The 26,632-nt window shown below is 71.5% G+C and carries 26 protein-coding genes and 1 rRNA gene; 16 read left to right on the top strand and 11 right to left on the bottom strand.

Annotated features, from left to right (window positions below):
* Positions 1-157: 157 nt before the first annotated feature.
* Entirely contained in the window at positions 158-523 is a 366-nt protein-coding gene (locus tag AB0J21_RS12100; protein WP_363145786.1) for a DUF3099 domain-containing protein, read from the bottom strand.
* A 207-nt stretch (positions 524-730) separates the two neighbouring features.
* Between AB0J21_RS12100 and AB0J21_RS12095 the strand changes: the two genes are divergently transcribed.
* The gene (locus tag AB0J21_RS12095; protein WP_363145785.1) at positions 731-1,006 is read left to right on the top strand and encodes a GlsB/YeaQ/YmgE family stress response membrane protein; all 276 of its coding nucleotides are present in this window, start codon (positions 731-733) and stop codon (positions 1,004-1,006) included.
* Positions 1,007-1,103: 97 nt separating this feature from the next.
* Here the strand turns inward: AB0J21_RS12095 and tyrS are convergent, their stop codons facing one another.
* Positions 1,104-2,372 carry a tyrosine--tRNA ligase gene (gene tyrS / locus AB0J21_RS12090; protein ID WP_363145784.1) on the bottom strand — a complete coding sequence of 423 codons (1,269 nt, stop codon included), beginning with the start codon at positions 2,370-2,372 and terminating at the stop codon, positions 1,104-1,106.
* 109 nt (positions 2,373-2,481) lie between these two features.
* A complete protein-coding gene (locus AB0J21_RS12085; protein ID WP_363145783.1) occupies positions 2,482-3,891 on the bottom strand; it encodes a metallopeptidase TldD-related protein in 1,410 nt (469 codons plus the stop codon).
* Positions 3,892-4,164: 273 nt separating this feature from the next.
* On the opposite strand from AB0J21_RS12085, the gene AB0J21_RS12080 reads away from it, so the two are divergent.
* On the top strand, positions 4,165-4,500 hold the full coding sequence (locus AB0J21_RS12080) for a hypothetical protein (protein WP_363145782.1): 336 nt from the start codon (positions 4,165-4,167) through the stop codon (positions 4,498-4,500).
* A 35-nt stretch (positions 4,501-4,535) separates the two neighbouring features.
* On the opposite strand, the gene AB0J21_RS12075 is transcribed toward AB0J21_RS12080, so the two are convergent.
* Positions 4,536-6,059, bottom strand: coding sequence for a TldD/PmbA family protein (locus tag AB0J21_RS12075; protein ID WP_363145781.1), 1,524 nt, complete (start codon positions 6,057-6,059; stop codon positions 4,536-4,538).
* A gap of 336 nt (positions 6,060-6,395) precedes the next feature.
* Between AB0J21_RS12075 and fabG the strand changes: the two genes are divergently transcribed.
* Positions 6,396-7,115 carry a 3-oxoacyl-[acyl-carrier-protein] reductase gene (fabG, locus tag AB0J21_RS12070; protein ID WP_363145780.1) on the top strand — a complete coding sequence of 240 codons (720 nt, stop codon included), beginning with the start codon at positions 6,396-6,398 and terminating at the stop codon, positions 7,113-7,115.
* 4 nt (positions 7,116-7,119) lie between these two features.
* A complete protein-coding gene (fabI, locus tag AB0J21_RS12065; protein WP_363145779.1) occupies positions 7,120-7,890 on the top strand; it encodes an enoyl-ACP reductase FabI in 771 nt (256 codons plus the stop codon).
* 177 nt (positions 7,891-8,067) lie between these two features.
* On the opposite strand, the gene AB0J21_RS12060 is transcribed toward fabI, so the two are convergent.
* Positions 8,068-8,796: a FadR/GntR family transcriptional regulator gene (locus tag AB0J21_RS12060; RefSeq protein WP_363145778.1), complete on the bottom strand. Its 729-nt coding sequence runs from the start codon at positions 8,794-8,796 to the stop codon at positions 8,068-8,070.
* Between the two features lie 136 nt (positions 8,797-8,932).
* Here AB0J21_RS12060 and AB0J21_RS12055 point away from each other — a divergent pair, with 136 nt between their 5' ends.
* The 4 genes from AB0J21_RS12055 to AB0J21_RS12040 all read left to right on the top strand — a co-directional run bounded on the left by AB0J21_RS12055 (position 8,933) and on the right by AB0J21_RS12040 (position 11,708).
* Positions 8,933-10,279: an MFS transporter gene (locus AB0J21_RS12055; protein ID WP_363145777.1), complete on the top strand. Its 1,347-nt coding sequence runs from the start codon at positions 8,933-8,935 to the stop codon at positions 10,277-10,279.
* A gap of 117 nt (positions 10,280-10,396) precedes the next feature.
* Complete coding sequence (locus AB0J21_RS12050; protein ID WP_363145776.1) at positions 10,397-10,513, top strand: SGM_5486 family transporter-associated protein; 117 nt, start codon at positions 10,397-10,399, stop codon at positions 10,511-10,513.
* Positions 10,514-10,828: 315 nt separating this feature from the next.
* Positions 10,829-11,047, top strand: coding sequence for a hypothetical protein (locus AB0J21_RS12045; protein WP_363145775.1), 219 nt, complete (start codon positions 10,829-10,831; stop codon positions 11,045-11,047).
* A gap of 103 nt (positions 11,048-11,150) precedes the next feature.
* A complete protein-coding gene (locus tag AB0J21_RS12040; protein ID WP_363145774.1) occupies positions 11,151-11,708 on the top strand; it encodes a histidine phosphatase family protein in 558 nt (185 codons plus the stop codon).
* Positions 11,709-11,834: 126 nt separating this feature from the next.
* Here the strand turns inward: AB0J21_RS12040 and serB are convergent, their stop codons facing one another.
* Positions 11,835-13,052, bottom strand: coding sequence for a phosphoserine phosphatase SerB (serB, locus tag AB0J21_RS12035; protein ID WP_363145773.1), 1,218 nt, complete (start codon positions 13,050-13,052; stop codon positions 11,835-11,837).
* Positions 13,053-13,315: 263 nt separating this feature from the next.
* Here serB and AB0J21_RS12030 point away from each other — a divergent pair, with 263 nt between their 5' ends.
* Positions 13,316-15,934, top strand: a complete 2,619-nt coding sequence (locus AB0J21_RS12030) for an FHA domain-containing protein (RefSeq protein WP_363145772.1) — start codon at positions 13,316-13,318, stop codon at positions 15,932-15,934.
* A gap of 221 nt (positions 15,935-16,155) precedes the next feature.
* Here AB0J21_RS12030 and AB0J21_RS12025 read toward each other — a convergent pair whose 3' ends face one another.
* Entirely contained in the window at positions 16,156-17,022 is an 867-nt protein-coding gene (locus AB0J21_RS12025; protein ID WP_363145771.1) for a transglycosylase SLT domain-containing protein, read from the bottom strand.
* Between the two features lie 593 nt (positions 17,023-17,615).
* Between AB0J21_RS12025 and AB0J21_RS12020 the strand changes: the two genes are divergently transcribed.
* Together AB0J21_RS12020 and AB0J21_RS12015 are read left to right on the top strand one after the other, a co-directional pair.
* Entirely contained in the window at positions 17,616-18,764 is a 1,149-nt protein-coding gene (locus tag AB0J21_RS12020; protein WP_363145770.1) for a GAF domain-containing sensor histidine kinase, read from the top strand.
* Entirely contained in the window at positions 18,757-19,431 is a 675-nt protein-coding gene (locus AB0J21_RS12015) for a response regulator transcription factor (RefSeq protein WP_363145769.1), read from the top strand. The genes AB0J21_RS12020 and AB0J21_RS12015 overlap by 8 nt, the downstream gene beginning before the upstream one ends.
* A 31-nt stretch (positions 19,432-19,462) precedes the next feature.
* Here AB0J21_RS12015 and AB0J21_RS12010 read toward each other — a convergent pair whose 3' ends face one another.
* Positions 19,463-20,251 (bottom strand): hypothetical protein, encoded by a 789-nt coding sequence (locus tag AB0J21_RS12010; RefSeq protein ID WP_363145768.1) that lies wholly within the window; start codon positions 20,249-20,251, stop codon positions 19,463-19,465.
* Positions 20,252-20,375: 124 nt separating this feature from the next.
* Between AB0J21_RS12010 and AB0J21_RS12005 the strand changes: the two genes are divergently transcribed.
* The 3 genes from AB0J21_RS12005 to AB0J21_RS11995 all read left to right on the top strand — a co-directional run bounded on the left by AB0J21_RS12005 (position 20,376) and on the right by AB0J21_RS11995 (position 22,877).
* Positions 20,376-21,167 carry an ABC transporter ATP-binding protein gene (locus AB0J21_RS12005; RefSeq protein WP_363145767.1) on the top strand — a complete coding sequence of 264 codons (792 nt, stop codon included), beginning with the start codon at positions 20,376-20,378 and terminating at the stop codon, positions 21,165-21,167.
* A gap of 111 nt (positions 21,168-21,278) precedes the next feature.
* Positions 21,279-21,710 (top strand): NfeD family protein, encoded by a 432-nt coding sequence (locus AB0J21_RS12000; protein ID WP_363145766.1) that lies wholly within the window; start codon positions 21,279-21,281, stop codon positions 21,708-21,710.
* Between the two features lie 183 nt (positions 21,711-21,893).
* Positions 21,894-22,877 carry an SPFH domain-containing protein gene (locus AB0J21_RS11995; RefSeq protein ID WP_363145765.1) on the top strand — a complete coding sequence of 328 codons (984 nt, stop codon included), beginning with the start codon at positions 21,894-21,896 and terminating at the stop codon, positions 22,875-22,877.
* A gap of 100 nt (positions 22,878-22,977) precedes the next feature.
* Here AB0J21_RS11995 and AB0J21_RS11990 read toward each other — a convergent pair whose 3' ends face one another.
* From AB0J21_RS11990 to AB0J21_RS11980, 3 genes are all read right to left on the bottom strand, one after another.
* The gene (locus AB0J21_RS11990; protein WP_363145764.1) at positions 22,978-23,490 is read right to left on the bottom strand and encodes an HNH endonuclease; all 513 of its coding nucleotides are present in this window, start codon (positions 23,488-23,490) and stop codon (positions 22,978-22,980) included.
* Between the two features lie 174 nt (positions 23,491-23,664).
* Positions 23,665-24,201 (bottom strand): YbhB/YbcL family Raf kinase inhibitor-like protein, encoded by a 537-nt coding sequence (locus tag AB0J21_RS11985; protein ID WP_363145763.1) that lies wholly within the window; start codon positions 24,199-24,201, stop codon positions 23,665-23,667.
* A 154-nt stretch (positions 24,202-24,355) separates the two neighbouring features.
* The gene (locus AB0J21_RS11980; RefSeq protein WP_363145762.1) at positions 24,356-25,138 is read right to left on the bottom strand and encodes a sporulation protein; all 783 of its coding nucleotides are present in this window, start codon (positions 25,136-25,138) and stop codon (positions 24,356-24,358) included.
* Between the two features lie 175 nt (positions 25,139-25,313).
* Between AB0J21_RS11980 and AB0J21_RS11975 the strand changes: the two genes are divergently transcribed.
* Complete coding sequence (locus tag AB0J21_RS11975) at positions 25,314-25,970, top strand: DNA-3-methyladenine glycosylase (protein WP_363145761.1); 657 nt, start codon at positions 25,314-25,316, stop codon at positions 25,968-25,970.
* Between the two features lie 580 nt (positions 25,971-26,550).
* Positions 26,551-26,632: ribosomal RNA gene (locus tag AB0J21_RS11970) — 16S ribosomal RNA — on the top strand; the annotation flags it as partial.

Raw genomic sequence — 26,632 nt, 5'->3', positions numbered from 1 at the left:
CTGCCCGGCGTCGGTCTTTTCGCTCCGACGGGGGATGCGGAGCGTGCGAAAAGTATGTCATGGGGCAACGCTCCCGGTGCACCCGAACAACATGATTGGCTGACGATGTGCGGTCGGTATACCGGTCGGTACACCCCGCCGGAACCCTCCGGAAAGCTCAGCCGCTGTGCTCGGTCCGCTCGGCACCCGCGGCCTTTGCGGCGGGTTCCGCCGCGCCCGTGGTCACGGTGCCCTCCAGCGCCGGACGCACCGGGGCGGGCACGTGGGTGCGCGGCAGCGAAGGCGCGTTCTCGCGCCCGGCGTTGGCGATGACGACCGCGACGTAGGGGAGGAAGGTACCCACCACGAGCGCCACGATCGCCACATAACGCTCGACGTTCCACAAGGTCATGGCCGCGATCACCGAAGCGGTACGCACGAGCATCGAGATCACGTACCGGCGCTGCCTGCCCCGCACGTCCTCCTGGAGCCCGGCGCGCGCCCCCGTGATCCGGAAGACCTCGTCCTCACTGTGCTTCCGCATCCCGTTCCACCATCCCTCGACGAACCGCTCTCACGGTACGCCGCGAGGCTCTCCCGCAGGAGACCGGGGCGCCGTGCGGCAGGACCGGCCCGCGTGCGCCGTCCGTCGTACGGAGTACTCCCGCGAGCGCCGTACGCCGGGCGGGCGCAGAGTGGGGCGGGAACGGTGCCCGCTGTCGCGGGACGCGGCGGACGAAGGAGAGTGACCATGGGCTGGTTGTGGGCGATCATCGTCGGCTTCGTGCTCGGATTCATCGCGAAGGCCCTCATCCCCGGCAAACAGCACAGTCCGCTCTGGCTGGTCGTCCTCCTGGGCACCATCGGCGGGCTGGTCGGCAACGCCATCGCCTCCGCGTTCGGCGTGCGCTACACCAACGGCATCGACTGGAGCCGGCACATCTTCCAGGTCGTCGCCGCCGTCGTGCTCGTCGCGGTCGGCGAGTCCGTGTACACGGCGGCCAAGGGCAGGCGCGTGGAACGCTGAGCGCGGCGGCGCCCCGGGCCCGGTCGGCCCGGTGGCGCGGAGCGCGATGCGAAAGGGCCGGTACGGAATCCCGTACCGGCCCTATCGGTACGCGGGCTCAGCCCGCCGCGACCTCGACGGCCGCGAGGTTCTTCTTGCCGCGCCGCAGCACCAGCCACCGCCCGTGCAGCAGCTGCCCCGGTTCGGGCACGGCGTCCTCGGAGGCGACCTTCACGTTGTTGACGTAGGCCCCGCCCTCCTTGACCGTGCGCCGCGCGGCCGACTTGCTCGCCACGAGGCCCGTCTGCGCCAGCAGGTCCACCACGGAGGGCAGCTCGGTGACCGTGGCGCGCGGCAGCTCCGACAGCGCCGCCGACAGCGTCGCCCCGTCCAGCTCCGCCAGCTCGCCCTGACCGAACAGCGCCTTCGACGCGGCGATCACGGCGGCGCACTGCCCGGCGCCGTGCACGAGCGTCGTCAGCTCCTCGGCCAGGGCCCGCTGCGCGGTCCTCGCCTGCGGACGCTCGGCGGTCACCGCCTCCAGCTCCTCCAGCTCGGCCCGCGAGCGGAAGCTCAGGATGCGCAGGTAGCGCGAGATGTCCCGGTCGTCGACGTTCAGCCAGAACTGGTAGAACGCGTACGGCGTGGTCATCGACGCGTCCAGCCACACCGCGCCGGACTCGCTCTTGCCGAACTTGGTGCCGTCGGCCTTCGTCATGAGCGGCGTGGCGAGCGCGTGCACCGTCGCCTCCGGCTCCAGGCGGTGGATCAGGTCGATCCCGGCCGTCAGGTTGCCCCACTGGTCGCTGCCGCCCTGCTGGAGCACGCAACCGTGGCGGCGGTACAGCTCCAGGAAGTCCATGCCCTGCAGCAGCTGGTAGCTGAACTCGGTGTAGGAGATGCCCTGCTCCGACTCCAGGCGCCGGGCCACCGACTCCTTGGTCAGCATCTTGTTGACCCGGAAGTGCTTGCCGATGTCGCGCAGGAACTCGATCGCCGAGAGCCCGGCCGTCCAGTCCAGGTTGTTGACCATGGTCGCCGCGTTCGGGCCCTCGAAGTCGAGGAAGGGCTCGATCTGCCCACGCAGCCGGGTCACCCACTCCGCGATCGTCGCCGGGTCGTTCAGCGTGCGCTCGGCGGTGGGCCGCGGGTCACCGATCTGCCCGGTGGCCCCGCCGACCAGCGCGAGCGGCCGGTGGCCGGCCTGCTGGAGGCGGCGCACGGTGAGCACCTGGACGAGGTGGCCGACGTGCAGGGAGGCGGCGGTCGGGTCGAAGCCGCAATAGAACGTGACCGGACCGTTCGCCAGAGCCTTGCGCAAGGCGTCCTCGTCGGTGGACTGGGCGAAGAGCCCGCGCCACTTCAGGTCGTCGACGATGTCCGTCACGGTCTTATGTCTCCTCGTACGAAGTGCTGCGAATGCTCCGGCCAGTGTATGGCCGCCCGGGGGCCCGCTCCGAACGGTTATGCGCGGGCCCGGGCGCGCGGGGCGGGGCCTACACTCCCTGGCTCACCGAACTCATGTGGAAGTCCGGCACCCGCAGCGGCGGCATCGCGGCCCGCGTGAACCAGTCGCTCCACTCGCGCGGCAGGGTCCGCTCGGTACGTCCCGCCTCCACGGCGCGGGCGAGCAGGTCCACCGGGGACTCGTTGAACCGGAAGTTGTTGACCTCACCGACCACCTCGCCGCCCTCGACCAGGTACACGCCGTCCCGGGTGAGCCCCGTCAGCAGCAGCGTGGCCGGGTCCACCTCGCGGATGTACCACAGCGAGGTCAGCAGCAGCCCACGACCGGTGGCCGCGGCCATCTCGGCGAGCGAGCGGTCACCACCACCCTCCAGCACCAGGTTGGAGATCGCCGGGGTGACCGGCAGCCCGGTCAGCTCCGCGCTGTGCCGGGTCGTCGAGAGCCGGTGCAGCACCCCGTCCCTGATCCAGTCCGTCGGACCGAGCGGCAGACCGTTGTCGAACACCGAGGCGTCGTCCCCGGAGGCATGCGCCACCAGGAAGGGCGGTGCCTGAAGACCGGGCTCCCCGGGGTCGGAGCGCAGGGTCAGCGGCAGCGCCGCCAGCCGCTCGCCCAGCCGCGTACCGCCGCCCGGCCTGCTGTACACGGTGCGGCCCTCGACCGCGTCCCGTCCCGTGGAGGACCACAGCAGGTAGATCAGCAGGTCCGCGACGGCTGTCGGCGGCAGCAGCGTCTCGTAGCGGCCCGCGGGCAGCTCCACCTTGCGCCGCGCCCACTCCAGCCGCGGCGCGAGTTCCGCGTCCAGCTCGCGCGGATCGACGTCCCCGAAGTCCCGCGTGGAGCGGCCCGCCCAGGCCGAGCGCACCCCGTCCGGCGACTTCGCGTTCAGCTCCAGCGTCCCCGAGGGCTGGTCGTGCCGCAGCCGCACCCCCGTCGAGGTCCCCAGGTAGGTGGAGGTCAGCCCGTGGTACGCGTACCCGTACAGCTCCCGGCCCCCGGCCGCGGCCCGCCCGAAGGCCTCGCCGAGCGCAGGAGCGAAGTGTTCGAACACCTTCGCGGAGGTCTCGGCGGGCACCTCCTCGAAGCCGGCGCCGTCCTGCCCCTTCGCGGCCTGCGCCGGGGTCAGCAGGGGCCGGGCGTCCTGAGCCGGCCCCGCCGACCGCGCCGCGGCCTCCGCCGCACGCACCAGCGACTCCAGATCCGCCTCGGCGGCCCCGGAACGGCTGACGACCCCGGAGGCGACCCCCTCGCCACCGTCGACGGTGGCGACGACGGTGACGGTACGGCCCCGGGTCACCCCGTTCGTGGTGAGCGCGTTGCGGGCCCACCGCAGGTTCGCCGAGGACCGCTCCTCGGCGATCACGACACACCCGTCCGCCCGGGACAGCTCCAGCGCCCGTTCGACGAGCCGCGAGGGCCGGCCACCGCGCGGGCTCACCGGCGGACCCCCCCGGGCCCCGGCGACGGCCCCGCCGCTCCCGCTCCCGTTCCTGCGCGCGCCGGGAGAGGAACCCCCCACCGGCGCAGCGTCCCGGCTCAAGCCGTGTTCCATCGTCCAGCCTCGATTCCTGGTCATACCGGTGGCGCGCCTGGGGTGACGGTAGAGGAGAACGGAGAGGACGGACAGAACGTCCGCGCTCCCAGCGGCGTGTGGCCGCGCGTCGGCCCGCACGCGGGAACCGGGAGCACCCTCTTCTCGTCCCTTCTCCGCATGAGCGAAGGAAGCATGGCCGAGGGAGCCGCCGGGTGCCTGCTCGCGGGCCTCGGTGCACCGACCGCCGCGATCGTCTGGGCGCCGCGCGCCGCCTCCCGGGTCCGTGGCGGATTCGAGGGCCAAGGCCGCGATCTCGGCGTCCTCTTCGTCGACCTGCCCCTCGTGACCCTCGGCGGCGCCCTGGTCCCGCTCCTCGCCTGGGCCCTGGTCCTGCGGCTCACCCGGAACCCCTGGCTCGCGGTGCTCGTCGCCGTGAGCGCCTTCGGGCTCGGTCTGTGGGGCCTGACCGAGTGGTGGCCGCCCGCCCGTCCGCAGCACGGCCCCAGCCTCTGACCCCGGCGCCCCGGTGAACTCCGGCCCGTCGCCGCTCACGCCTCCCGGCCGGTGTGCAGAATGTTGACCCCCCGGAACAGCGCGGTCGGGCACCCGTGGGAGACGGACGCCACCTGGCCCGGCTGGCCCTTGCCGCAGTTGAAGGCGCCGCCGAGGACGTAGGTCTGGGGGCCGCCGACCTTCTCCAGGGAGCGCCAGAAGGACGGAGTGGTGCCCTGGTAGGCGACGTCGCGCAACTGGCCGGCCAGGCGGCCCTTCTCGATGCGGTAGAAACGCTGACCGGTGAACTGGAAGTTGTAGCGCTGCTGGTCGATCGACCACGAGCGGTCCCCGACCACGTAGACGCCGCGGTCCACCCCGCCGATCAGGTCCTCGGTGGACAGCCCGCCCGGGTCCGGGCGCAGGGACACGTTCGCCATGCGCTGCACCGGGACATGCGCGGGGGAGTCCGCGTACGCGCAGCCGTTGGAGCGCTCGAAACCGCTCAACCGTGCTGTCCCGCGATCCAGTTGATACCCGACAAGGGTGCCCTCGCGCACCAGGTCCCAGGACTGCGCGGCCACCCCCTCGTCGTCCCAGCCCACCGTGGCCAGACCGTGCTGTGCCGTGCGGTCCCCCGTCACGTGCATGAGGTCCGAGCCGTACCTGAGCGTCCCGAGCCGGTCGAAGGTCGCGAAGGAGGTGCCCGCGTACGCCGCCTCGTAGCCCAGCGCCCGGTCCAGTTCGGTCGCGTGCCCGACCGACTCGTGGATCGTCAGCCACAGGTTCGAGGGATCGACCACCAGGTCGTACTGCCCGGCCCGCACGCTGGGCGCGCGCATCTTCTCGGCCAGCAGCGAAGGGATGCGCTCCAGCTCCCCGGCCCAGTCCCAGCCCGCTCCCCGCAGGTACTCGAAGCCCCGTCCGGCCGGCGGCGCGAGCGTGCGCATCGAGTCGAACTCGCCCGTCGTACGGTCCACCGCGACCGCCGTGAGCTGCGGATGCAGCCGCACCCGCTGCTGCGTCGTGACGGTGCCCGCCGTGTCCGCGTAGAACTTGTTCTCCCGTACACACGTCAGCTCGGCGTCCACGTGCGCGACCCCGTCGGCCGCGAGGAGTCCCGCGCTCCACTCGGCGAGCAGCGCCGTCCGCTCCTCGTCCGGCACCTCGAAGGGATCGGTCTCGTACGAGGACACCCACACGCCCTCGTGCACCGGCTCCGGCGCCAGTTCGACCCGCTCCCGCCCGCCCGCCGGCCCCGAGGCCGCGGCGACCCGCGCCGAGAGTTTCGCCATCTCCACGGCCCGCGAGGCGACCCGCGCCGCCGCGTCCATGCTCAGGTCCACGCCCGAGGCGAAACCCCAGGCCCCGCCGTGCACGACCCGCACCGCGTACCCCAGGTCCGTCGTGTCGAGGGACGTGGACGGCCGCGCGTCCCGCAGCCGCAGGACCGCGTCGCGCACCCGCTCCAGCCGGAAATCGGCGTGCTCCGCCCCGAGCGCCCGCGCCCGGGCGAGCGCCGCGTCGGCCAGCGGCCGCAGCGGCAGAGCCAGAAACGATGGGTCGACCTCGTGGGCCACGGCGCCCCTCCCCGTCCAGGAACCTCGGTATGTGCCACCACCGCCGGACCGTCCCGCAGGCCGGAATCCCGGTGCCCGCAGTGAACCACGTCCGGCACCGGGCCAGGCGGCGAACCGCCCCCGCGGGGCCGGGCAGCCGCAGCGCCCGCACCCTCCCGGGCGGCGCCGACTGTGGGAACCCGACAGTCCGGCGCCCGAGGCCCTGTGGGGGGCCGATTCGGTGCGGGACGCCCGCTACCGATAGTTTCTGACCGGAAGTATCCGCAGTACCCGGCCGTCGCGCAGCCACTGGCACTGTGCGGACCGCTGCAACAAGCGCTATCGAAGGGGTGACCCGTGAGCCGCTCGGTTCTCGTCACTGGAGGAAACCGGGGGATCGGCCTCGCCATCGCCCGGACGTTCGCGGACGCGGGCGACAAGGTCGCGATCACCTACCGCTCGGGCGAACCCCCTGCGAGCCTCACCGAACAGGGCGTCCTCCCGGTGAAGTGCGACATCACCGACGCCGAGCAGGTGGAGCAGGCGTACAAGGAGATCGAGGAGAAGCACGGCCCCGTGGAGGTGCTGGTGTGCAACGCCGGCGTCACCAAGGACCAGTTGCTGATGCGGATGACCGAGGAGGACTTCACCTCCGTCCTCGACACCAACCTCACCGGGACCTTCCGCATGGTCAAGCGCGCCAACCGCGCCATGCTGCGCGCCCGCAAGGGCCGGGTCGTCCTCATCTCCTCGGTCGTCGGGCTGCTCGGTTCCGCCGGACAGGCCAACTACGCCGCCTCCAAGGCCGGCCTGGTCGGCTTCGCGCGTTCCCTCGCCCGTGAACTGGGCTCGCGCAACCTCACGTTCAACGTCGTCGCGCCCGGCTTCGTCGACACCGACATGACGAAGGTGCTCAGCGAGGAGCAGCGCGCCTCCATCGTGACGCAGGTGCCGCTGGGCCGTTACGCGCAGCCGGAGGAGATCGCCGCGACGGTGCGGTTCCTCGCCTCCGACGACGCCTCGTACATCACTGGAGCCGTCATCCCGGTTGACGGCGGATTGGGCATGGGTCACTGATCACATGAGCGGAATCCTCGCCGGCAAGCGCATTCTCGTCACAGGCGTCCTCACCGAGGGCTCGATCGCCTTCCACGCGGCCAAGGTCGCGCAGGAGGAGGGCGCGGAGGTCGTCCTCACCGGTTTCGGCCGGCTCACCCTCGTCGAGCGCATCTCCAAGCGGCTGCCCAAGCCCGCCCCGGTCATCGAACTGGACGTGACCAACGACGAGCACCTGGCGGCCCTCCCCGGCCGCATCCAGGAGCACTTCGGGGACGACGGGCACCTCGACGGCATCGTGCACTCGATCGCCTTCGGCCCGCAGGCCGCCTTCAACTTCCTGGAAGCGGGCTGGGACGACGTCGCGACCGCCGTGCACGTCTCCGCGTTCTCCCTCAAGTCGCTCACCATGGCCTGCCTGCCGCTCATGGAGCGCGGCGGATCGGTCGTCGGCCTGACCTTCGACGCGACCGTCGCCTGGCCCAAGTACGACTGGATGGGCGTCGCCAAGGCCGCGCTCGAATCGACCAACCGCTACCTGGCGCGCGACCTCGGCGGCAAGAACATCCGCTGCAACCTGATCTCCGCCGGGCCCATCAAGTCGATGGCCGCGCGGTCCATCCCGGGCTTCGAGGAACTGTCCACCGTGTGGGACACCCGCGCCCCGATTGGCTGGGACATGGCCGACCCGGAGCCGGCCGGCCGCGGCGTCGTCGCCCTGCTGTCCGACTTCTTCCCGCGCACCACCGGTGAGATCGTCCACGTCGACGGCGGCGTGCACATGATGGGCGCCTGAGCACTCACTCACGCCGGCGCGCGGTGCCTGCCGCATCCGACGCGAGACGCCCCGCCCCCGCTTCGGCGGGCGCGGGGCGTCTTACGTGTGCGGGGTACGGGTACGGCGGCGAGGGCCCCTCCGGTCGCATCGACTCGGCCCGGCCGGCCTGCGGGCCGTACGCCCAGCCTCAGGTGTCTAGCGCACCCGCGCCCGGTCCTTCGCCGCCGCCTCCCGTACGGAGCGGTCGCCCTCGCCGAGGAGGCCGGGCCGGCACATGTACGGGATGCCGCCGGCCTCGTTCGCGGCGGCTTCCCCGTCGCCGTCCGCGATGGCCCGGGCCAGGCTCCGGTGGTCCAGGTTGCCGGCCGGGTCCATCTCGCGGACGTCCTCGCGCAGCCAGTCCCGCAGCACCTCGCTCAGGTCCGCGTACACCTCGGTGATCACCGTGTTGTGGGAGGCCGCCACGACCGCCATGTGGAAGGTCGAGTCCGCCAGGACGAAACCCTCCGCGTCCCCCGCCGCCCACGCCTCGTCCCGCCGGGACAACGTCGTCTCGAACAGCCTGAGGTCCTTCTCGGTACGGCGGCCGGCCGCGAGCCGGGCCGCGGTCGACTCCAGCGCCGCGCGCAGCTCCGCGATGTCCCGGGGGTCGGCCGAGGAGAAACGGCGCTGCATCACCCCGGCCAGCTCACTCGTCGCCACGACATAGGTGCCCGAGCCCTGCCGGATGTCCAGGAGCCCGTTGTGCGCGAGGGCGCGCACGGCCTCCCGCACCGTGTTGCGTGCCACGCCCAGCTGCTCCACCAGCTCGGGCTCCGTCGGGATACGCGAGCCGACCGGCCACTCGCCCGAGGAGATCTGGGACCGCAGAGCCGTGATGACCTGCTCGGACAGGGCGGAGCGGCGAGGGGAAGTCAGGGGCATGACCGTCCTTGGGAGAGGAGGTGCGGACTGCGGGGGAGGTGATCGGCGGGCGGTGGTGCGGGGTGACCAGTATCGCCCGGTGCGCCCCCGTCATCGACTGGACAACCAATCATCCCATGATTCTATGATGGTGCACATGCCACCTGAGGAATCCCCGACGACCACCACCACCCCGCCACCCAGGACCGAGGAGCGCGAGCGCGTAGCGCGGCACACCGAGCCCCCGGCCGGTTCCGCCGGTCTCCCGGCCGCACGCTGGGTCGTCGTCCTCATGTCGGCCGGCATCGTCCTCGCGGCGCTCAACCTCCGGCCCGCCGTCACCAGCCTCGGCCCGCTCCTGGAGGACGTGCGCGACGGCCTCGGCATGAACGGCGCCCTCGCCGGGCTGCTGACCTCGGTGCCCTCGTTCTGCTTCGCCGTCTTCGGCGTCCTCGCCCCGCGGCTGTCCAAGCGCTTCGGCGCGAGCAGCGTCGTGCTGGCCGGCATGCTCGCGATCACCGCCGGGCTGATCATCCGCCCGTACGTCGGCAACACGGCCCTGTTCCTCGTGGCCACCGCGCTCACCCTGGCCGGGATAGCCGTCAGCAACGTCCTGATGCCCGTCATCGTCAAGCGCTGGTTCCCCGAGCGGGTCGGCAGCATGACCGGGCTCTACTCGATGGCCCTGGCCGCGGGTACCTCGCTGGCCGCCGCCGTCACCGTGCCGGTGACCCACGCGGTCGGCGGCTGGCAGAACGGCCTCGCGGTGTGGGCGGTGCTCGGCGCGCTCGCCCTGGTGCCCTGGGCCCTGCTCATCCGGCACGGCAACGAGCACGAGAAGCGGCAGGAACAGGCGGCGGCCGCGCTCGCCGCCACCCGCCCCACCGGTCCCGACCCCCTGGCCGGACTCCGGGTCAGCCGCAGCCGCACCGCCTGGGCGCTCGCCGTCTTCTTCGGGCTCCAGGCCACCGCCGCCTACATCACGATGGGCTGGATGCCGCAGATCTTCCGCGACGCGGGAGTATCCGCGGGGACCTCCGGCCTCCTGCTCGCCGTCACCATGGCGCTGGGCATTCCGCTCGCCTTCGTGATCCCGCGCGTCTCGCTGCGCCTGCCGCAGCAGGGGCCCGTCGTGGTCGTCCTCGGCGTCTGCGGGCTCCTCGGCTACGCCGGGCTGTGGGCCGCCCCCGCCGGCGGCGCGTGGGCCTGGGCGGTGCTGCTCGGCATCTCCAACTGCGCCTTCCCGCTCGCCCTCACTATGGTGGGGCTGCGCGCCAGGTCCGGCCCCGGCGTGGTCAAGCTCTCCGCCTTCGCGCAGAGCACCGGCTACCTCATCTCGATTCCGGGACCGCTGCTCGTCGGCGTGCTCAACGAACGCAGCGGCGGCTGGGACCTGCCCATCGGCTTCATGATCTGCCTCATGATCCCGCAGATCGTCGTGGGCGTCCTCGCCGGCCGCAAGCGCACCATCGAGGACGAACACCTCGCGAGGAGCGCGGCCTGACCCGGCGCCCACCTCGGGCGCCCGAAGGGGAGCCACGCCAGGTTCCGCCCGAGGGGGGAGCCGCGCCAGGCAACCCCCAAGAGCGGCGCTTTGGGCAAAGGGTGCGAGACTGACGCCATGCCTGTGCTCGACCCGAACCCCCAGAACGGCCAGAAGAAGCTGCTGCTCGTGCTCGGCGCGATGCTGGCCATCACCGTCGTGATCGGGATCATCGCGACCATCGCCTCTCCCTGACCGGCGGGCCACCGCCTCCCGGTCGGCGGGCCACCGCCTCTCCCCGGGTCGGGGGACCATAGCCTCCCCTCGGGTCGGGCGGACCATCGCCTCTCCCCGGCCGGCGCGAAGAGCGCTGATCCTCTCGTTCAGCCCTTCTGAGCTGCGGTTTCTCCCTCAGTGGTAGGGCTGGCCCCCGTAACCCTTAGGGGGCGAGGTTCAGGGTCGAGTGGGTGGAAAACCCGGTGGGCCGCAGGTCCGTGCCGCCGTACATTCAAGGAGTGCCGCAGCCCGCGGCACTTCTGTACGTCGGCACCCCGATCCGCGGAGGCGGTCATGGTCACCCGTTCCCCCGTCCGGTCCGCCCCGGTGGCTGCGGGACACGCGCGCACCCGCCTGCCGTGGTGGGCTCTGGCGCTGCCCACCCTCGCCTTCCTCACCCTGCTCGTGCTGATCCTGCACCCCGCCCACGCCCAGGCCGCCTCGGCGCAGGCGCCCGCGCTGGGCGCTCTGCTCGACCGCGTGGGCGGGCTCCTGGTCCGGGTGTTCGGCTGACGCCCCGGCGCCGTCCGGTGCGGCGCCGCGGGGCGTCACTCCTGCGGGGAGCGGTCCTCAACTCCCTGCGACGGACGACCCGTTTCGTGCGAAGCTGGGGCACATGAGCGCCGCAGTGTCCTCCGGGGGGACGTCGACCCCCGGTTCCGCAGAAAACCACCGGCTCGTCCTTCTGCGCCACGCCAAGGCGGACTGGCCGGAGGTCTCCGACCACGAGCGTCCGCTGGCCGAGCGCGGCAGGATGGACGCCCCCACCGCCGGCCGTCGGCTGGCCGACCTCGGCATCACCTTCGACCTCGCCCTGTGCTCCACAGCCGTGCGCACCAGAGAGACCTGGAAGCTCGCGGTGGGGGAGCTGCCGCACCGGCCGCGCACCGTGTACGAGGAGCGGATCTACGAGGCCTCCCCAGGAGAGCTGGTGGCCCTGCTCAACGAGGTGCAGGAAGAGGCCGGCACGGTCCTGCTCGTCGGTCACAACCCCGGGATGCAGGCCCTGGCCCAGATCCTCGCGGGGCGCGCCGAGGGCGACAGCGCGGCCGCACTCGCACGCCGGGGCTTCTCGACCGCAGCCTTCGCCGTTCTCACCTTCGCCGGGCCGTGGAAGTCCCTCGAACCACAGAGCGCCACCCTCACCGGCTACTGGGCCCCGCACGAGGACTGACTGGGCGCTTCCGCTCCCTCAGGGGACACGTGAGGGGCCGGGGCCGGCGGGCCTGTTCCGTCCGGCCGGGGCCCGGCCCGTCCGCTCGTCGCCCGGGCGACGGCGTCCCGACGCCCCCGGGGAGTCTCAGTCCTCCGCGACGCCGTCCGCCGCCTCGACCTCTTCCCGGGTGATGCCCAGGAGGTACAGCACCGTGTCGAGGAAGGGCACGTTCACCGCCGTGTGCGCGGCCTGCCGGACGACGGGCTTGGCGTTGAAGGCGACACCGAGACCGGCCGTGTTGAGCATGTCCAGATCGTTCGCTCCGTCGCCGATCGCCACCGTCTGCGCGAGCGGCACCCCGGCCTGCTCCGCGAAACGGCGCAGCAGCCGCGCCTTCCCGGCCCGGTCCACGATCTCGCCCGTGACCTTCCCGGTGAAGCGGCCGTCGACGATCTCCAGCGTGTTGGCCTGGGCGAAGTCCAGCCCCAGTCGTTCCTTGAGATCGTCCGTGACCTGCGTGAACCCGCCCGAGACCACACCCACCTGGTAGCCGAGCCGTTTGAGCGTACGGATCAGGGTCCTGGCCCCGGGCGTCAGCCGGACCTCGGCACGCACCTTGTCGATCACCGAGGCGTCGAGACCGGCCAGCAGCGCGACCCGCGCGTGGAGTGACTGGGCGAAGTCCAGCTCACCGCGCATCGCGGCCGCCGTCACCTCGGCGACCTCCTCGGCGCAGCCGGCGTGCGCGGCGAACAGCTCGATGACCTCGTCCTGGATGAGCGTCGAGTCCACGTCCATCACGACGAGCCGCTGCGCCCGCCGCTGGAGCCCCGAGGCCACGACCGCGATGTCCACCCCGAGCGCCGCGGCCTCGGGTGCGAGCAGCGAGCGCAGCGAGTCGGCGGGGGCCCCGGACACGGCGAACTCGACAGCGGTCACCGGGTACTTGGCGAGCCGGAACACCCGGTCGATATTGCCGCCCGTCCCGGTGATCCGGGCCGCGATGGCGGCCGTCGACCGCGCGGTCAGGGGATTGCCGAGCACCGTCACATGGGAGCGGCCGGTGCCGCGCGGCCGGTTGTCACCCGTACCGGAGATGATCTCGGCCTGCAGCCCCAGGGACTCCGCCCAGCCGTGCACCGTCGCCCGCAGCCCGCCCTCGTGCGCGCCGGACGGCTCCGTCACCAGGGCGCACAGCACGATGCGTCCCCGGGTGACGACCTGCTCGATGTCGACCACGTCGACGCCGTACGCGGCGAGGGTCTCGAAGAGACCGGCGGTGAGCCCGGGCCGGTCCTTCCCGAAGATCTTGACGAGAAGCGTCGGGGCGGCGGGGTTCTCAGCTGGCTGCGATGCGCTCATGGTGCCTCTACCGTATCCGGCGCCCGTGGGGTGCGGGACGGGTGTCCCGCAGGACGGACACGCCCGGGCACCGCGCCGGGACGGGCCCCGGGGCCCGTCCCGGCGGGCGACAGCCCACGTCATGGCAAGGCGGCGCGCGGGAACGGTACGGACTCGTCATCGTGGGCGGCTTTCGGTCAGGGGGCGGAGCCTGAAATAGTTCATCCGATGTTCGACATCCCAAAGACCCCCAACACGGGGCGCTATATCGGGGGACAGAAGTAGTGGGGCCTGGAGTGCCGGAACTCGTACTGGAAGTCAACGGAAGGACCTGGTCGCTCGATCCGTCCAGGTCGTACACGGTGGGCCGGGACCCACAGGCGGACGTCGCCCTCGACGACGCGAGAGTGTCGTGGCGGCACGCCACGGTCGGCTGGGACGGACGCGGCTGGGTCATCGAGGACCACGGGAGCACCAACGGCACCTTCGTGCAGGGGCAACGGGTCCAGCGCACGGAACTCGGCCCCGGCGCGGCCGTGCGTCTCGGGAACGCGGCCGACGGGCCCCGGCTCGGCCTCCGGGGCGGCGCCCCGGAGCAGTCCGCGCCCGCCGCCCGTCCGTTCCCGGCACAGGCGCCACCGGAGGAGTCGACGGGGCACCGGCCCGCCGGGGCCCCGCCGGGCGCCGCAGCGGCGGCGCACAGTGGCCCCGTACCGCAGGCCGGACCGGTCCACGGCGGACCGCAGGCCGGACCGGGGAGTGGACCCCGGGCCGCGTTCCGGGCCGCGCCCCCCGCGGGGGGAGCCGCCGCCGGGGCGCAGCCGCCCGCGCGGGGCGCCGTACCGCCGCAGCACCGCGGGACCGCCGGTCCCGGGGCCGGTCAGGCAGACCGCAACCCGACGACCTTCCACCAGGTCGCGCTCGGCCGGCGCATGCGGATCGGCCGGGCACTGGAGAACGAACTGGTCGTCTCCGACCTCCAGGTCTCCCGCCACCACGCCGAGTTCCACGCGACGCCCGAGGGCCGGTTCGAGATCCACGACCTCGGCTCGCACAACGGCACCTACGTCAACGGCCAGCCGCTGCCCAAGTCCGGTACGGCGCTGCTCGGGCCGAACGACATCGTCGGCGTGGGCCACTCGACCTTCCGGCTCGTCGAGGGACGGCTGGAGGAGTTCGTCGACTCCGGTGACATCTCCTTCTCCGCACGCCGCCTCACGGTGACCGTGGACGGCGGAAAGCAGATCCTCAAGGACGTGTCCTTCGGGGTGCCCGAGAAGTCCCTCATCGCGGTCATCGGCCCCTCGGGCTCCGGCAAGTCCACCCTGCTCAAGGCGCTCACCGGATACCGGCCCGCCGACCAGGGCGAGGTGCTCTACGACAACCGGGACCTGTACAAGCAGTTCGCGGAGCTGCGGCAGCGCATCGGTCTCGTACCGCAGGACGACATCCTGCACAAGGAGCTGACCGTCAAGCGCGCCCTGCGCTACGCGGCCAAGCTCCGCTTCCCCGCCGACACCAGCGAGCAGGAGCGGCAGGAACGCATCAGCGAGGTGCTGGGCGAGCTGAAGCTCGACGTGCACAAGGAGAAGAAGGTCACCTCGCTCTCCGGCGGGCAGCGCAAACGCGTCTCGGTCGCCCTGGAGCTGCTCACCAAGCCCTCGCTGATCTTCCTCGACGAACCCACCTCGGGACTCGACCCGGGCATGGACCGCGACGTCATGCAGCTGCTGCGCGGCCTCGCCGACGACGGCCGCACCGTGCTCGTCGTCACCCACTCGGTGGCCGAGCTGGCGCTGTGCGACAAGCTCCTGGTCATGGCGCCGGGCGGCTCGGTGGCCTACTTCGGGCCGCCCGAGGAGGCCCTGAACTTCTTCGGCTACCAGAGCTGGGCCGACGTCTTCTCCGCCTTCGAGGAGTACCGCGACTACGACTGGGCGGGCCGCTGGAAGGGCTCCCAGCACTACCAGCTGTACGTCGCCGACTCCGACATCTCCGCCTCCCAGCCGGTGCCCACCGTGCAGCCCGCCGCCCAGAGTGCGCGGCCACGCAAACCGCAGGGCTGGTTCGCCCAGCTGTGGACCCTCATGCGCAGATACGTGGCGGTCATCGTCTCCGACAAGGGCTTCCTCGCCCTCACCGTGGCCCTGCCCGTCGTACTCGGCGTGGTCTCCGTGGTCATCCCGGCCGAGTGGGGCCTCGACGCGCCCGAGCCGCCCGCGCGCTTCAACAGCGCCGCCGGAATGGTGCTCATGATCCTCGTGGTGGGCATCTGCCTCTCGGGCGCCGCCAACTCGGTACGCGAACTCATCAAGGAACGCGTGATCTACGAACGGGAACGGGCCACCGGCCTGTCCCGCTCGGCGTACCTCATGTCCAAGGTCGTCGTCCTGGGCGTCGTCACCGCTCTGCAGGGCGTCATCATCACGGCGATCGGCACCAGCTCCCGCGCGCTGCCCGAGGACGGCCTGCTGCTGCCGCCCGCTGCGGAGATCTGCGTCGCCATCATCGCGATCGGGCTGACCTCGATGGTGGTCGGGCTCCTGATCTCCTCGCTGGTGCGCACGAGTGAGATGACGATGCCGCTGCTGGTCATGTTCGCCATCGTGCAGCTCGTGTTCACCGGCACGCTCTTCCAGATTTTCGGCCGTCCCGGGCTCGAACAGCTCGCCTGGCTGATGCCCTCGCGCTGGGCGGTCGCCGCCTCGGGGGCCACCCTCGACCTGGGCCACCTCATGCCGCCCTGGGACGACAAGAAGCCGGGCGATCTCGACCCGTTGTGGGAGCACAGCTCGGCCCAGTGGTTCACCGACATGGGAGTGCTGCTCGGCCTCGGCGTGGTCCTGCTCTTCGTCGTGGCCCGGCTGCTGCGCCGCCACGAACCGGAGGTCATGCGCAAGTGACCCCCGTGCGCCCCGCCTCCCTTACGGGACGGGCGCGTCGCACCGCGTGAGACGCGGGAAACGCCGGAGGGCGGCACCCCCCTTGGTTCGGGTGGGTGCCGCCCTCCGGCGTCGCCGGCTCACCGGCTCGTACTTCTGTCTACGTCACACCACGCACGCCGTTCGGGCGAGGTGGAGTCTCTGCCAGGGCTCCGCCGGGCTCGGCCCGCGCGGTCAGGTGCTCAGTAGGCGGAGTTGACGTTGTCCATCGAGCCGTACCGGTCGGCCGCGTAGTTGGCGGCGGCCGTGATGTTGGAGACCGGGTTCCAGATGTCGTCCGGCGTGCCGGAGACGTGGTAGCGGTCGAAGGTCGGCTGGATCATCTGCAGCAGCCCCTTGGAGGGAACGCCGTTGCGGGCGTTGATGTCCCACAGGTTGATCGCCTTGGTGTTGCCGGAGGACTCGCGGATGATGTTGCGGTGCAGGCCCTCGTAGGAACCGGGGATGCCCTTGGCCTTCATGATGTCCAGGGACTGACGGATCCAGCCGTCCAGGTTGTTCGCGTAGACCGGCGTGCGCGCGGCGTTGCGGCTCGCGGCCTGCTGGCCGGCGCGGTCCTTGGTCGCGGTGGCCTTCGACCGGGCGTCGGCGTTCTTCTGCGCCTCGGCCTTGGCCTGGGCCTCCTGGGCGGCCTGCAGCTTCGCCTTGGCGGCCTTCGCCTGCTGGTCGGCGTGCGCCATCTGGTTGGTGACGCTGGTGTGCAGTTCCTTGACCTGCTTGTCGCCGGTCAGGGACTGGGCGGCGGCGACGGGCTCGTCCGAGGACGTCGTACCGCCACTCGTCGCGGGTATCGCGATCCCGCAGGTGAGGACGGCGACGGAGCAGACGCCTATCCCGGCGAGCTGCATCTTCTGGGTGCGCTTGAGCTGGCCGCCGCGCAGCGAAGCGGGAACGGCACCGGCGACGCGGGTCTGCGCCGAGCTGAGCTGGGCGCCCACCTTGCTGTCGGCGACGCGGGCCTTGGCGGAGCTGAACTGCTCGCCGACCTGCGACTGGGCGGTGCTGATGCGCTTCTGGGCGTTTCGGATGAACGTGGAGATGTCAGACATGGCAGATGGTGACCTCTTCGTGTAAGCGGAAGGTCGCTCTGGCTCGGTGGGGGACGAAACGGATCTCCGGCACAAACGCCGGTGAAACCGACGCCGAGCGACGGAAGCCATTGTTAGCGGCCGCAAAATGGCGTGGCAAAGATGTGACGTACGATCCCGGTTAGTTGCGAAGGGTCCGTTTTGGGGCCTATGGCGCTGCTTCAGCCGCAGGTCGACACGGACATCAGGTGCTTACTACGCCACTTCGTACGTGATCTGGGCCCTATGCCTGTCCTCACAAGCGGCCCTTCGCGATCTCACCGAACGTTGCGTCAGCAATGCGCGGGGTGAGGAACCCCGGCGAGGCGGGACATACGGGACCACCGGAGGTGACCGGCCTGCCCGCGAGCAGCGCGGGCGCGGCTGCCCGGGCCCACCGAGGCAGGGGCAGAGGGCTTCCCCTACCCCGTTCGGCGCAGGAGCCACTCCCCTATACGTACGAGGGGAGGCCGCACCACGCTCCGCAGGGGCCGCTGGACCTACGTCCCAGGTCCCGTACCTGCCCCCGCGCCGGACTGATCCGCCCGCCGTGACCCGCCGGTACGGTGAAGCCCATGAGTCAAGGTCCCCGCGCCGGTCTGTACGCGGTCAGCTCGGCGCTGCTGGCCATGAGCAGGCCGCTGGAGGTCCACGACGTCCTCAAGACGATCGTCGCCTCCGCCCGGGAACTCCTCGACGCCGAGTACGCCGCCCTCGGCGTCCCCGACGACCACGGGGGCTTCGCCCAGTTCGTGGTGGACGGCGTCAGCGAGGAGCAGTGGAAGGCCATCGGCCCGCTGCCCCGCCAGCACGGCATCCTCGCCGCGATGCTCCACGAGGGCCGCACCGAACGCCTCGCCGACGTACGCGAGGACCCCCGCTTCAAACGCTGGCCGGCCGCCCACCCCGACATGTCCGACTTCCTCGGCCTGCCCGTGCGCTACGGAGGCGAGACCATCGCCGCCCTCTTCCTCGCCAACAAGAAGCACCCCAAACCCGACGGCGTCTGCGGATTCACCGAGGAGGACGAGGACCTGCTCGGCATCCTCGGCCAGCACGCCGCGATCGCCCTCACCAACGCCCGGCTCTACGAGCGCAGCCGCGAGCTGACCATCGCCGAGGAACGCTCCCGCCTCGCCCACGAACTGCACGACGCGGTCAGCCAGAAACTCTTCTCGCTGCGCCTCACCGCACAGGCCGCCGCCGCCCTCGTGGACCGCGACCCGGTCCGCGCCAAGGACGAGCTGCACCAGGTCGCCCAGCTCGCCGCCGAGGCCGCCGACGAACTGCGCGCCGCCGTCGTGGAACTGCGCCCCGCCGCCCTCGACGAGGACGGCCTGGTCCAGACCCTGCGCACCCAGATCCGCGTACTGGACCGCGCCCACACCGCCCACGTCAGCTTCAGCAGCGGAGGCGTCCGGGCCCTGCCCGCCGCCCAGGAGGAAGCCCTCCTGCGGGTCGCCCAGGAAGCCCTGCACAACGCCTTGCGGCACTCGGGCGCCGCCCACGTCGACGTCACCCTGTACCGCGACGGGACGAACGGGGCGGTCCTGCGGGTCATGGACGACGGCTCCGGCTTCGACCCCGGCGCGGTACGCGCGGCCGGACGCCACCTCGGGCTCGTCTCCATGCGGGACCGGGCGGGCACCGCGGGCGGCAGGCTCACCGTGGAATCCACGCCCGGAAAGGGCACCACGATCGAGATGGAGGTCCCCGGTGGCTGACGAGGACAGGGCCGCGGCCCCCGGCGCGGTGCGCGCCATCAGAGTGCTGCTCGTCGACGACCACCAGGTCGTCCGTCGGGGACTGCGCACCTTCCTGGAGATCCAGGACGACATCGAGGTCGTCGGAGAGGCCGCCGACGGCGAGGAGGGAGTCGCCCGCGCCGGGGAGCTGCGGCCCGACGTGATCCTCATGGACGTGAAAATGCCCGGTATGGACGGCATCGAGGCGCTGCGCACCCTGCGCGGACTCGACAACCCCGTGCGGGTGCTCGTCGTGACGAGCTTCACCGAGCAGCGCACGGTCGTCCCCGCGCTGCGCGCCGGAGCGGCCGGCTACGTCTACAAGGACATCGACCCCGAAGCGCTCGCCGGGGCCATCCGCTCCGTGCACGCCGGCCACGTCCTGCTCCAGCCCGAGGTCGCCGGGATGCTCCTCGCGCAGGAGGACCACGGGCCGGGACCGGGACGGGGCGGCACCCTCACCGACCGGGAGCGCGAGGTGCTCGCCCACATCGCGGACGGCCGCTCCAACCGGGAGATCGCCCGCGCCCTCGTCCTCTCCGAGAAGACGGTGAAGACGCACGTCTCCAACATCCTGATGAAACTCGACCTCGCCGACCGCACCCAGGCCGCCCTGTGGGCCGTACGCCACGGAATGGCCCGCTGAAGAGCCACCCCCTCCCCCCGGGAAAAGAGCCCTACGCCCGGCGCCGCTGCCCCTCCTCCACCGCCGCGTTGTACGCGGCCACGACGGCCCGCCTGGCCATCCGCTCCACCGGCCGCAGCGCCTCCGTACGCGCCGCCATCTCCCCGGCGCTCACGGCCGCCCCGTGCCCGGACTCCTCCGCCACGGAAATCAGCAGGGCCACCCGCTGCGCCAGCTCAAGCACCCGCACCGCGCGCGGCGGGTACCCCGGAGCCAGCGCCTCACGGCCCCGCTCGGCCCGCGCACGGTAGGCGGCCACGGTGGCCTCCGCGACCGGCCCGGACCCCGCGACGTCGAGCCGCGACAACACCTCGGTCGCCTCCCGCATCGCCTCGGCCAGCTCCCGCTCCGCCTCCCCGAGTGAGGGCACGTCGGCCGGCGGAGCCTGGCGCACCGGACGGCACCGCCACACCACCTCGACGTGGACGTCGCCCTCCGGCCCGGCCTCGTACACCTCGGGGATCAGGCCGACCGCCGCCCCCACGCCGACCACCGCCTCCCGCGCGTCCAGGGCCGCCGCGTTGAACTCCGGGGGCCCGCACAGGCCCAGCGGATGACCCGGGGCGGGCAGCGCGAGCCGCAGCCCGGTGACACCGAGTGTGCGCAGCCGTCCCAGCGCCAGCGTCAGCCCCACCGGAGCGGACTCGCCCGGCAGGTCCGCGACGCGGTGCACGGCGTCCTCCCCGACGATCGCGAGCGCGGCGTCGTCCGGAGAGACAAGACCGGCGAGACGGGCATTTCCCCATGCGGCCAGACGGCCGGACCGTGGTTCCGAAAGCATGCCCCCAGCCTAAGGACAGGACTGAGGAAGGCTTCCTCCGGCCGGTGGCGTAGGTTTTCCCTGGGGGCTGCGTCCGACGCGACGCCAGCGACAAGCCGAGACTGCAATGGGAGACAAGGCGCTCATGAGCGATGTACTGGAACTGGTGGACGTATCGGTGGTCCGCGAGGGCCGCGCTCTGGTGGAGCAGGTCTCCTGGTCCGTCAAGGAAGGTGAACGCTGGGTCATCCTCGGCCCCAACGGAGCCGGCAAGACCACCCTCCTGAACGTCGCCTCCAGCTACCTCTTCCCCACCACGGGCACCACCCGCGTCCTCGGTGAGCAACTGGGCAAGGTCGACGTCTTCGAACTGCGCCCCCGCATCGGCGTCGCCGGAGTCGCGATGGCCGAGAAGCTGCCCAAGCGGCAGACCGTGCTGGAGACCGTCCTCACCGCCGCGTACGGCATGACCGCCACCTGGCAGGAGAACTACGAGGAGGTCGACGAACGACGGGCCCGCGCCTTCCTGGACCGCCTCGGCATGACCGAGTTCCTCGACCGCCGCTTCGGCACCCTCTCCGAGGGCGAGCGCAAGCGCACCCTCATCGCGCGCGCCCTCATGACCGACCCCGAACTGCTGCTCCTCGACGAGCCCGCGGCCGGACTCGACCTCGGCGGCCGCGAGGACCTGGTCCGGCGCCTCGGCCGGCTCGCCCGCGACCCGATCGCACCCTCCATGATCATGGTGACCCACCACGTCGAGGAGATCGCCCCCGGCTTCACGCACGTGCTGATGATCCGCCAGGGCAAGGTGCTCGCCGCCGGCCCGCTGGAGCTCGAACTCACCTCCCGCAACCTCTCCCTCTGCTTCGGCCTCCCGCTCGTCGTCGAACAGCACGGCGACCGCTGGACCGCCCACGGGCTGCCGCTGAGCTGAGGCCGACACTCGGCCGCCCCCCTGCCGAGCCCAACCGCCGCCGCCCCCCAGCTCCGTTACTCCTCGTGCGGGCCCCTGTCCCGTGACGGCCCGCACACCTACCATGACGGTGTGGACATCGACGCATGGGTCTGGTGGCTGGTCGGCGCGGTGGCGCTCGGAATACCGCTCGTGATGACCGCGATGCCGGAGTTCGGCATGTTCGCGATCGGAGCGGCGGCAGGAGCCGTCACGGCGGCGCTGGGCGGCGGGGTCGTCGCCCAGGTACTCGTCTTCGTGGTCGTCTCCGTCGCACTGCTCGCCGTGGTCCGCCCCTACGCGGCCCGCCAGCGCAGCCAGCGCCCCCAACTCGCCAGCGGAATCGACGCCTTGAAGGGCAAGCAGGCGGTCGTACTGGAACGGGTGGACTCCTCCGGAGCGGGCCGCGTCAAGCTCGCCGGGGAGATTTGGTCCGCACGCCCCCTCGATCCCGACCAGAGCTACGAGGCCGGCCGACAGGTGGACGTCGTCGAGATCGACGGCGCCACGGCGGTGGTCATATGACGCCCGTGCCACCCCCGGCCCACCCGGAACGCCAGGACCCGCACCGGCACCGCCCGAAACGGCCGGATCGCGCCGTGCTCCGCACCGTCCTGGACGAATTCCCTCCAGCGGCCCGCTCGTTCTGACACACTCGGCTCAAGATCTTTCCGCAGGACCTCGGCACGAAGGGCACGGGCAGCAGCGATGGAACCGGTCATCATCGTCCTCATCATCCTGGTGGTGCTCGTCTTCATCGCTCTGATCAAGACGATCCAGGTCATCCCCCAGGCGAGCGCGGCCATCGTGGAACGCTTCGGCCGCTACACGCGCACCCTCAACGCGGGACTCAACATCGTCGTCCCGTTCATCGACACCATCCGCAACCGCATCGACCTGCGCGAACAGGTCGTGCCCTTCCCCCCGCAACCAGTGATCACCCAGGACAACCTGGTGGTCAACATCGACACGGTCATCTACTACCAGGTGACCGACGCGCGGGCCGCGACCTACGAGGTCGCCAGCTATATCCAGGCCATCGAGCAGCTCACCGTCACCACGCTGCGCAACATCATCGGCGGCATGGACCTGGAACGGACCCTGACCTCCCGTGAGGAGATCAACGCCGCCCTGCGCGGAGTCCTCGACGAGGCCACCGGCAAGTGGGGCATCCGCGTCAACCGCGTGGAGCTCAAGGCCATCGAACCGCCCACCTCCATCCAGGACTCGATGGAGAAGCAGATGCGCGCCGACCGCGACAAGCGCGCCGCGATCCTCCAGGCCGAGGGTGTCCGCCAGTCCGAGATCCTGCGCGCCGAGGGCGAGAAGCAGTCCGCGATCCTGCGCGCCGAAGGTGAGGCGAAGGCCGCGGCGCTGCGCGCGGAGGGCGAGGCCCAGGCCATCCGCACCGTCTTCGAGTCGATCCACGCGGGCGACGCGGACCAGAAGCTGCTGTCCTACCAGTACCTCCAGATGCTCCCGAAGATCGCCGAGGGCGATGCCAACAAGCTCTGGATCGTGCCCAGCGAGATCGGCGACGCCCTCAAGGGCCTCAGTGGCGCCGTCGGCAACTTCGGCATGATGGGCGGCGGTCAGGGCGGCGGCTCCGACTCCTCCGGCCCGGCCCCCTCCGGTTCGCGCGGCGGCGGCTCCGAGAAGAGCTTCCCGCGCGAGCGCCCGCCCATCGACTGACCCGCGCCCCGGCACACGCCGGACGAAGGGCCCGCCCCACCACCGGGACGGGCCCTTCGCCGTGACGTGACGTGCCAGGACTCGGCAGTCCCACCACCGTTCAGGCGACGGCGGGCCGCCGCCCCTGCCACTCCGGAAGCGACAGCAGATCGTCCTGACCGAGCGCCAGCAGCATCGCGTCCGCCGGGGTCGGCTCGAAGGGCTGCCGCAGCAGCGGCATACCCGCCTGCTCCGGCGTCCGGTCCGCCTTGCGGTGGTTGTCCTCGGCGCACGAGGCGACCGTGTTGAGCCAGGAGTCGGAGCCGCCCCGGGAACGCGGGACGACGTGGTCGACCGTCGTGGCCCGCCGGCCGCAGTACGCGCACCGGTGCCGGTCACGGATCAGCACCCCGCGCCGCGACCACGGCGCCTGTCTTCGGAAGGGCACCCGCACGTACCGGCACAGCCGGATCACCTGCGGCACCGGAAGCTCCATCGTGGCCGCCCGCATCAGCAGGCCGGGATGGGCCCGCTCGACGACGGCCTTGTCCGTCAGCACCAGCACCACCGCACGGTTCAGGGTCACCGTCGACAGCGGCTCGAAGCTCGCGTTCAGTACCAGCGTGTCCCGCATCCCGCCCACCTCCCATGCGCCGGCCGCTCAGCGCGGTCGGGATCAACTCTGGCCGGGCACACCGAGATGGACAACGCAATAAAAAAGTGCCCGCCCCTGATCAATTCCATGACCAGAGGCGGGCAAACACCCGGTGAACTCCCGCGCGCACACCGGCGGGTGCGGGAGAGGCGCTCAGTCCTGCGCCGGAATCGCGTACTCCCCGACGAGCTGGGCCCGGCCCAGCGTGTGGAAGTGCAGGTTGAAGCCCACGACGGCGGGCGTCGCGTCCGCGTCGGGACCGAGCTTCTCCTGATCCACGGCGTGCACGGTGAACACGTAACGGTGCGCGGGATCACCCGGCGGCGGCGCGGCCCCGCCGAAGTCCCGCGTCCCGTAGTCGTTGCGCACCTGGACGGCGCCCTCGGGGAGCCCGGCGAAGGGCTCCGTACCGGCGCCCGCGGGCAGCTCGGTGACCGTCGCCGGGATGTCGAGGACCACCCAGTGCCAGAAGCCGCTGCCGGTGGGCGCGTCCGGGTCGTAGCACGTGACCGCGAAGCTCTTCGTCTGCTCCGGGAAGCCCTCCCAGCGCAGCTGCGGCGAGGTGTTCCCACCGCTCTGCGCCTGAGCCTCGGCGAGCGTCGCCCCGGGTGCCACGTCCTCGCTCACGACCGTGAACGACGGCACCTGCGGCAGCAACTCGTAGGGGAGCGGCGGCCTCTTCTCACTCACTTGGCAAACCTCCAGTGCTGCTGACTCGCCGGGACGGCGGACACGCTGGACGCGCGGGCCGGCCCGACCACGGCGACCAGCGTAGATCGCCCCCGTCCAGGGGCCGGTACCCGCGCCGGAGCACACGAACCGGCCCTGCCCTCCGCCGTGCGGCTCAGAACCAGCTGCGCCGGCTGCCGACCTCCGACAGCCACTGGTTGAGGTACGCCGCCCAGTCGGTGCCCTGGTAGTCGTGCAGTCCGACCCGGAAGGCGCGGAAGGAGTCGCTGCCCTCGCTGAACAGACCGCTCTTCTTGTCCATCTCCAGGACGACGTCCATCTCCCGGTCGTCCGCGACGAAGCTCAGCTCGACCTGGTTGAGGCCCCGGTACTGCTCCGGCGGGTAGAACTCGATCTCCTGGTAGAAGGGCAGCCGCTGCCGGGTGCCGCGGATCGCACCGCGCTCCAGGTCGGCGCTCTTGAAGCGGAAGCCGAGCTGCCCGAAGGCGTCGAGGATGGCCTGCTGGGCGGGGAGCGGGTGGACGACGACGGGGTCGAGGTCGCTGGAGTCCACGGCCCGCGCGATCGCCAGTTCGGTGGTCACCCCGATGTGCATCCCCGTGAGATGCCGCCCGGCGAAGGAGGTGACGGGCGTCTCCCAGGGCATCTCCAGGCCGAAGGGCACGGCGTGCACGGCCCCTTCCTGGAGGTCGAAGGCGCCGCCGAGCCGCACCTTGGCGAACTCGATGTCCTGCTTGTACTCCTGGTCCCCGCTCTCGACCTCGACGCGCGCCTGGAGACCGACGGACAGCCCCTCGATCCGCTGGTCCACCGAACCGCCCTGGATGCGGACCTCACCCTGGACGACTCCGCCGGGCACCACGTTCTCCTCCGTGAGCACCGTCTCCACCGAGGCACCGCCCGAGCCGAGACTCGCGAGCAGCTTCTTGAACCCCATGTCTGTTCCTTCCCCATGATCGTGCCGGGCCTGAGCGACTTGCCCCAGCGACCTGCTTGATACGAACGCGGTCCGCGGATCCCCGGTTCCCGCCCGTACCGCCGGCCGGGCCCGCAGGGGTGACCCGGCTGCGGGCCCGGCCGGTTCCGGCCCGGTCTGTGTACCCTCGGAGGCCATGATCGCGGCCCATGACCGTACGCCTCTGCCCCGCTCCTTCTTCGACCGCCCCGTGCTGGACGTCGCCCCGGAACTGCTGGGCCGTGTCCTGGTGCGCAACACCCCCGAGGGCCGCAGGGCCCTGCGACTGACGGAGGTCGAGGCGTACGCCGGGGAGCTCGACCCGGGTTCGCACGCCTTCCGGGGGCGCACGGCGCGCAACGGCGTCATGTTCGGCCCGCCCGGTCACGCGTACGTCTACTTCACCTACGGCATGTGGCACTGCCTGAACGTGGTGTGCGGACCCGAGGGGCGCGCCTCGGGCGTGCTGCTGCGGGCCGGGGAGATCGTCGAGGGCGCGGAACTGGCCTGGCCGCGCAGGCCGGCAGCGCGTACCGAACGGGAGCTGGCGAAGGGCCCGGCCCGGCTCGCGACCGCCCTGGACGTGGACCGCGCCCTGGACGGGACCGATGTGTGCGGTCCTGCGGACGCCCCTCTGCACATCCTGGCGGGTACGCCGACACGGGCCGGACTGGTTCGCAACGGCCCGCGCACCGGGGTAGCCGGAGAGGGAGGGGTGCATCCGTGGCGCTTCTGGATCGACGGTGACCCGACGGTGAGCCCCTACCGCGCGCACAGCCCGCGCCGCCGCAGGAAGCCGACCACCACCCCGTAGACCCGCCCGAACAGTGGCTCTTGACTCCGGGTCGCCGAACGCCTAACGTAGCCCGAGCCGCTTGTACCGGGTACTGCTCTCAGCAGCCGGGAGTGGCCAACCACTACACCACCCTTCAGACCCGAGCGGGTCTCTGTTTCGCTGTGCCCCGGCATGTCGAAATACATCCGCGAAAGCTCGATTATGAGCTTGCGGGGAAATCGGTTAACGTAGTGATCACGCCGAAAGGGAAAGGCCCAAAAGCCCGGACCGAAGGCGTGAACCCCGCTCCAGCGGGTGGCGGAAACGGGAAATCGGATCTGCTAGACTGGAAACACGAAATACCGAAGGGAAGCGCCCGGAGGAAAGCCCGAGAGGGTGAGTACAAAGGAAGCGTCCGTTCCTTGAGAACTCAACAGCGTGCCAAAAGTCAACGCCAGATATGTTGATACCCCGACCTACAGGCTTCGGCCGGTGGGTTGAGGTTCCTTTGAAGTAAACACAGCGAGGACGCAGTGAATCCGGGGATTATTCCTCCCCGTGGTTCCGCTCTCAATGTCTGTGCACCGACAGCTTTTAATTAAGCACAGTCGGGTAAACATTCACGGAGAGTTTGATCCTGGCTCAGGACGAACGCTGGCGGCGTGCTTAACACATGCAAGTCGAACGATGAAGCCCTTCGG

Origin of the sequence: Streptomyces sp. NPDC049954, assembly GCF_040656295.1 — a bacterium.
GTDB lineage: Bacteria > Actinomycetota > Actinomycetes > Streptomycetales > Streptomycetaceae > Streptomyces.
The sequence above is the reverse complement of the archived record's forward strand: the minus strand, read 5'-3'. Positions and strand labels throughout refer to the sequence as shown.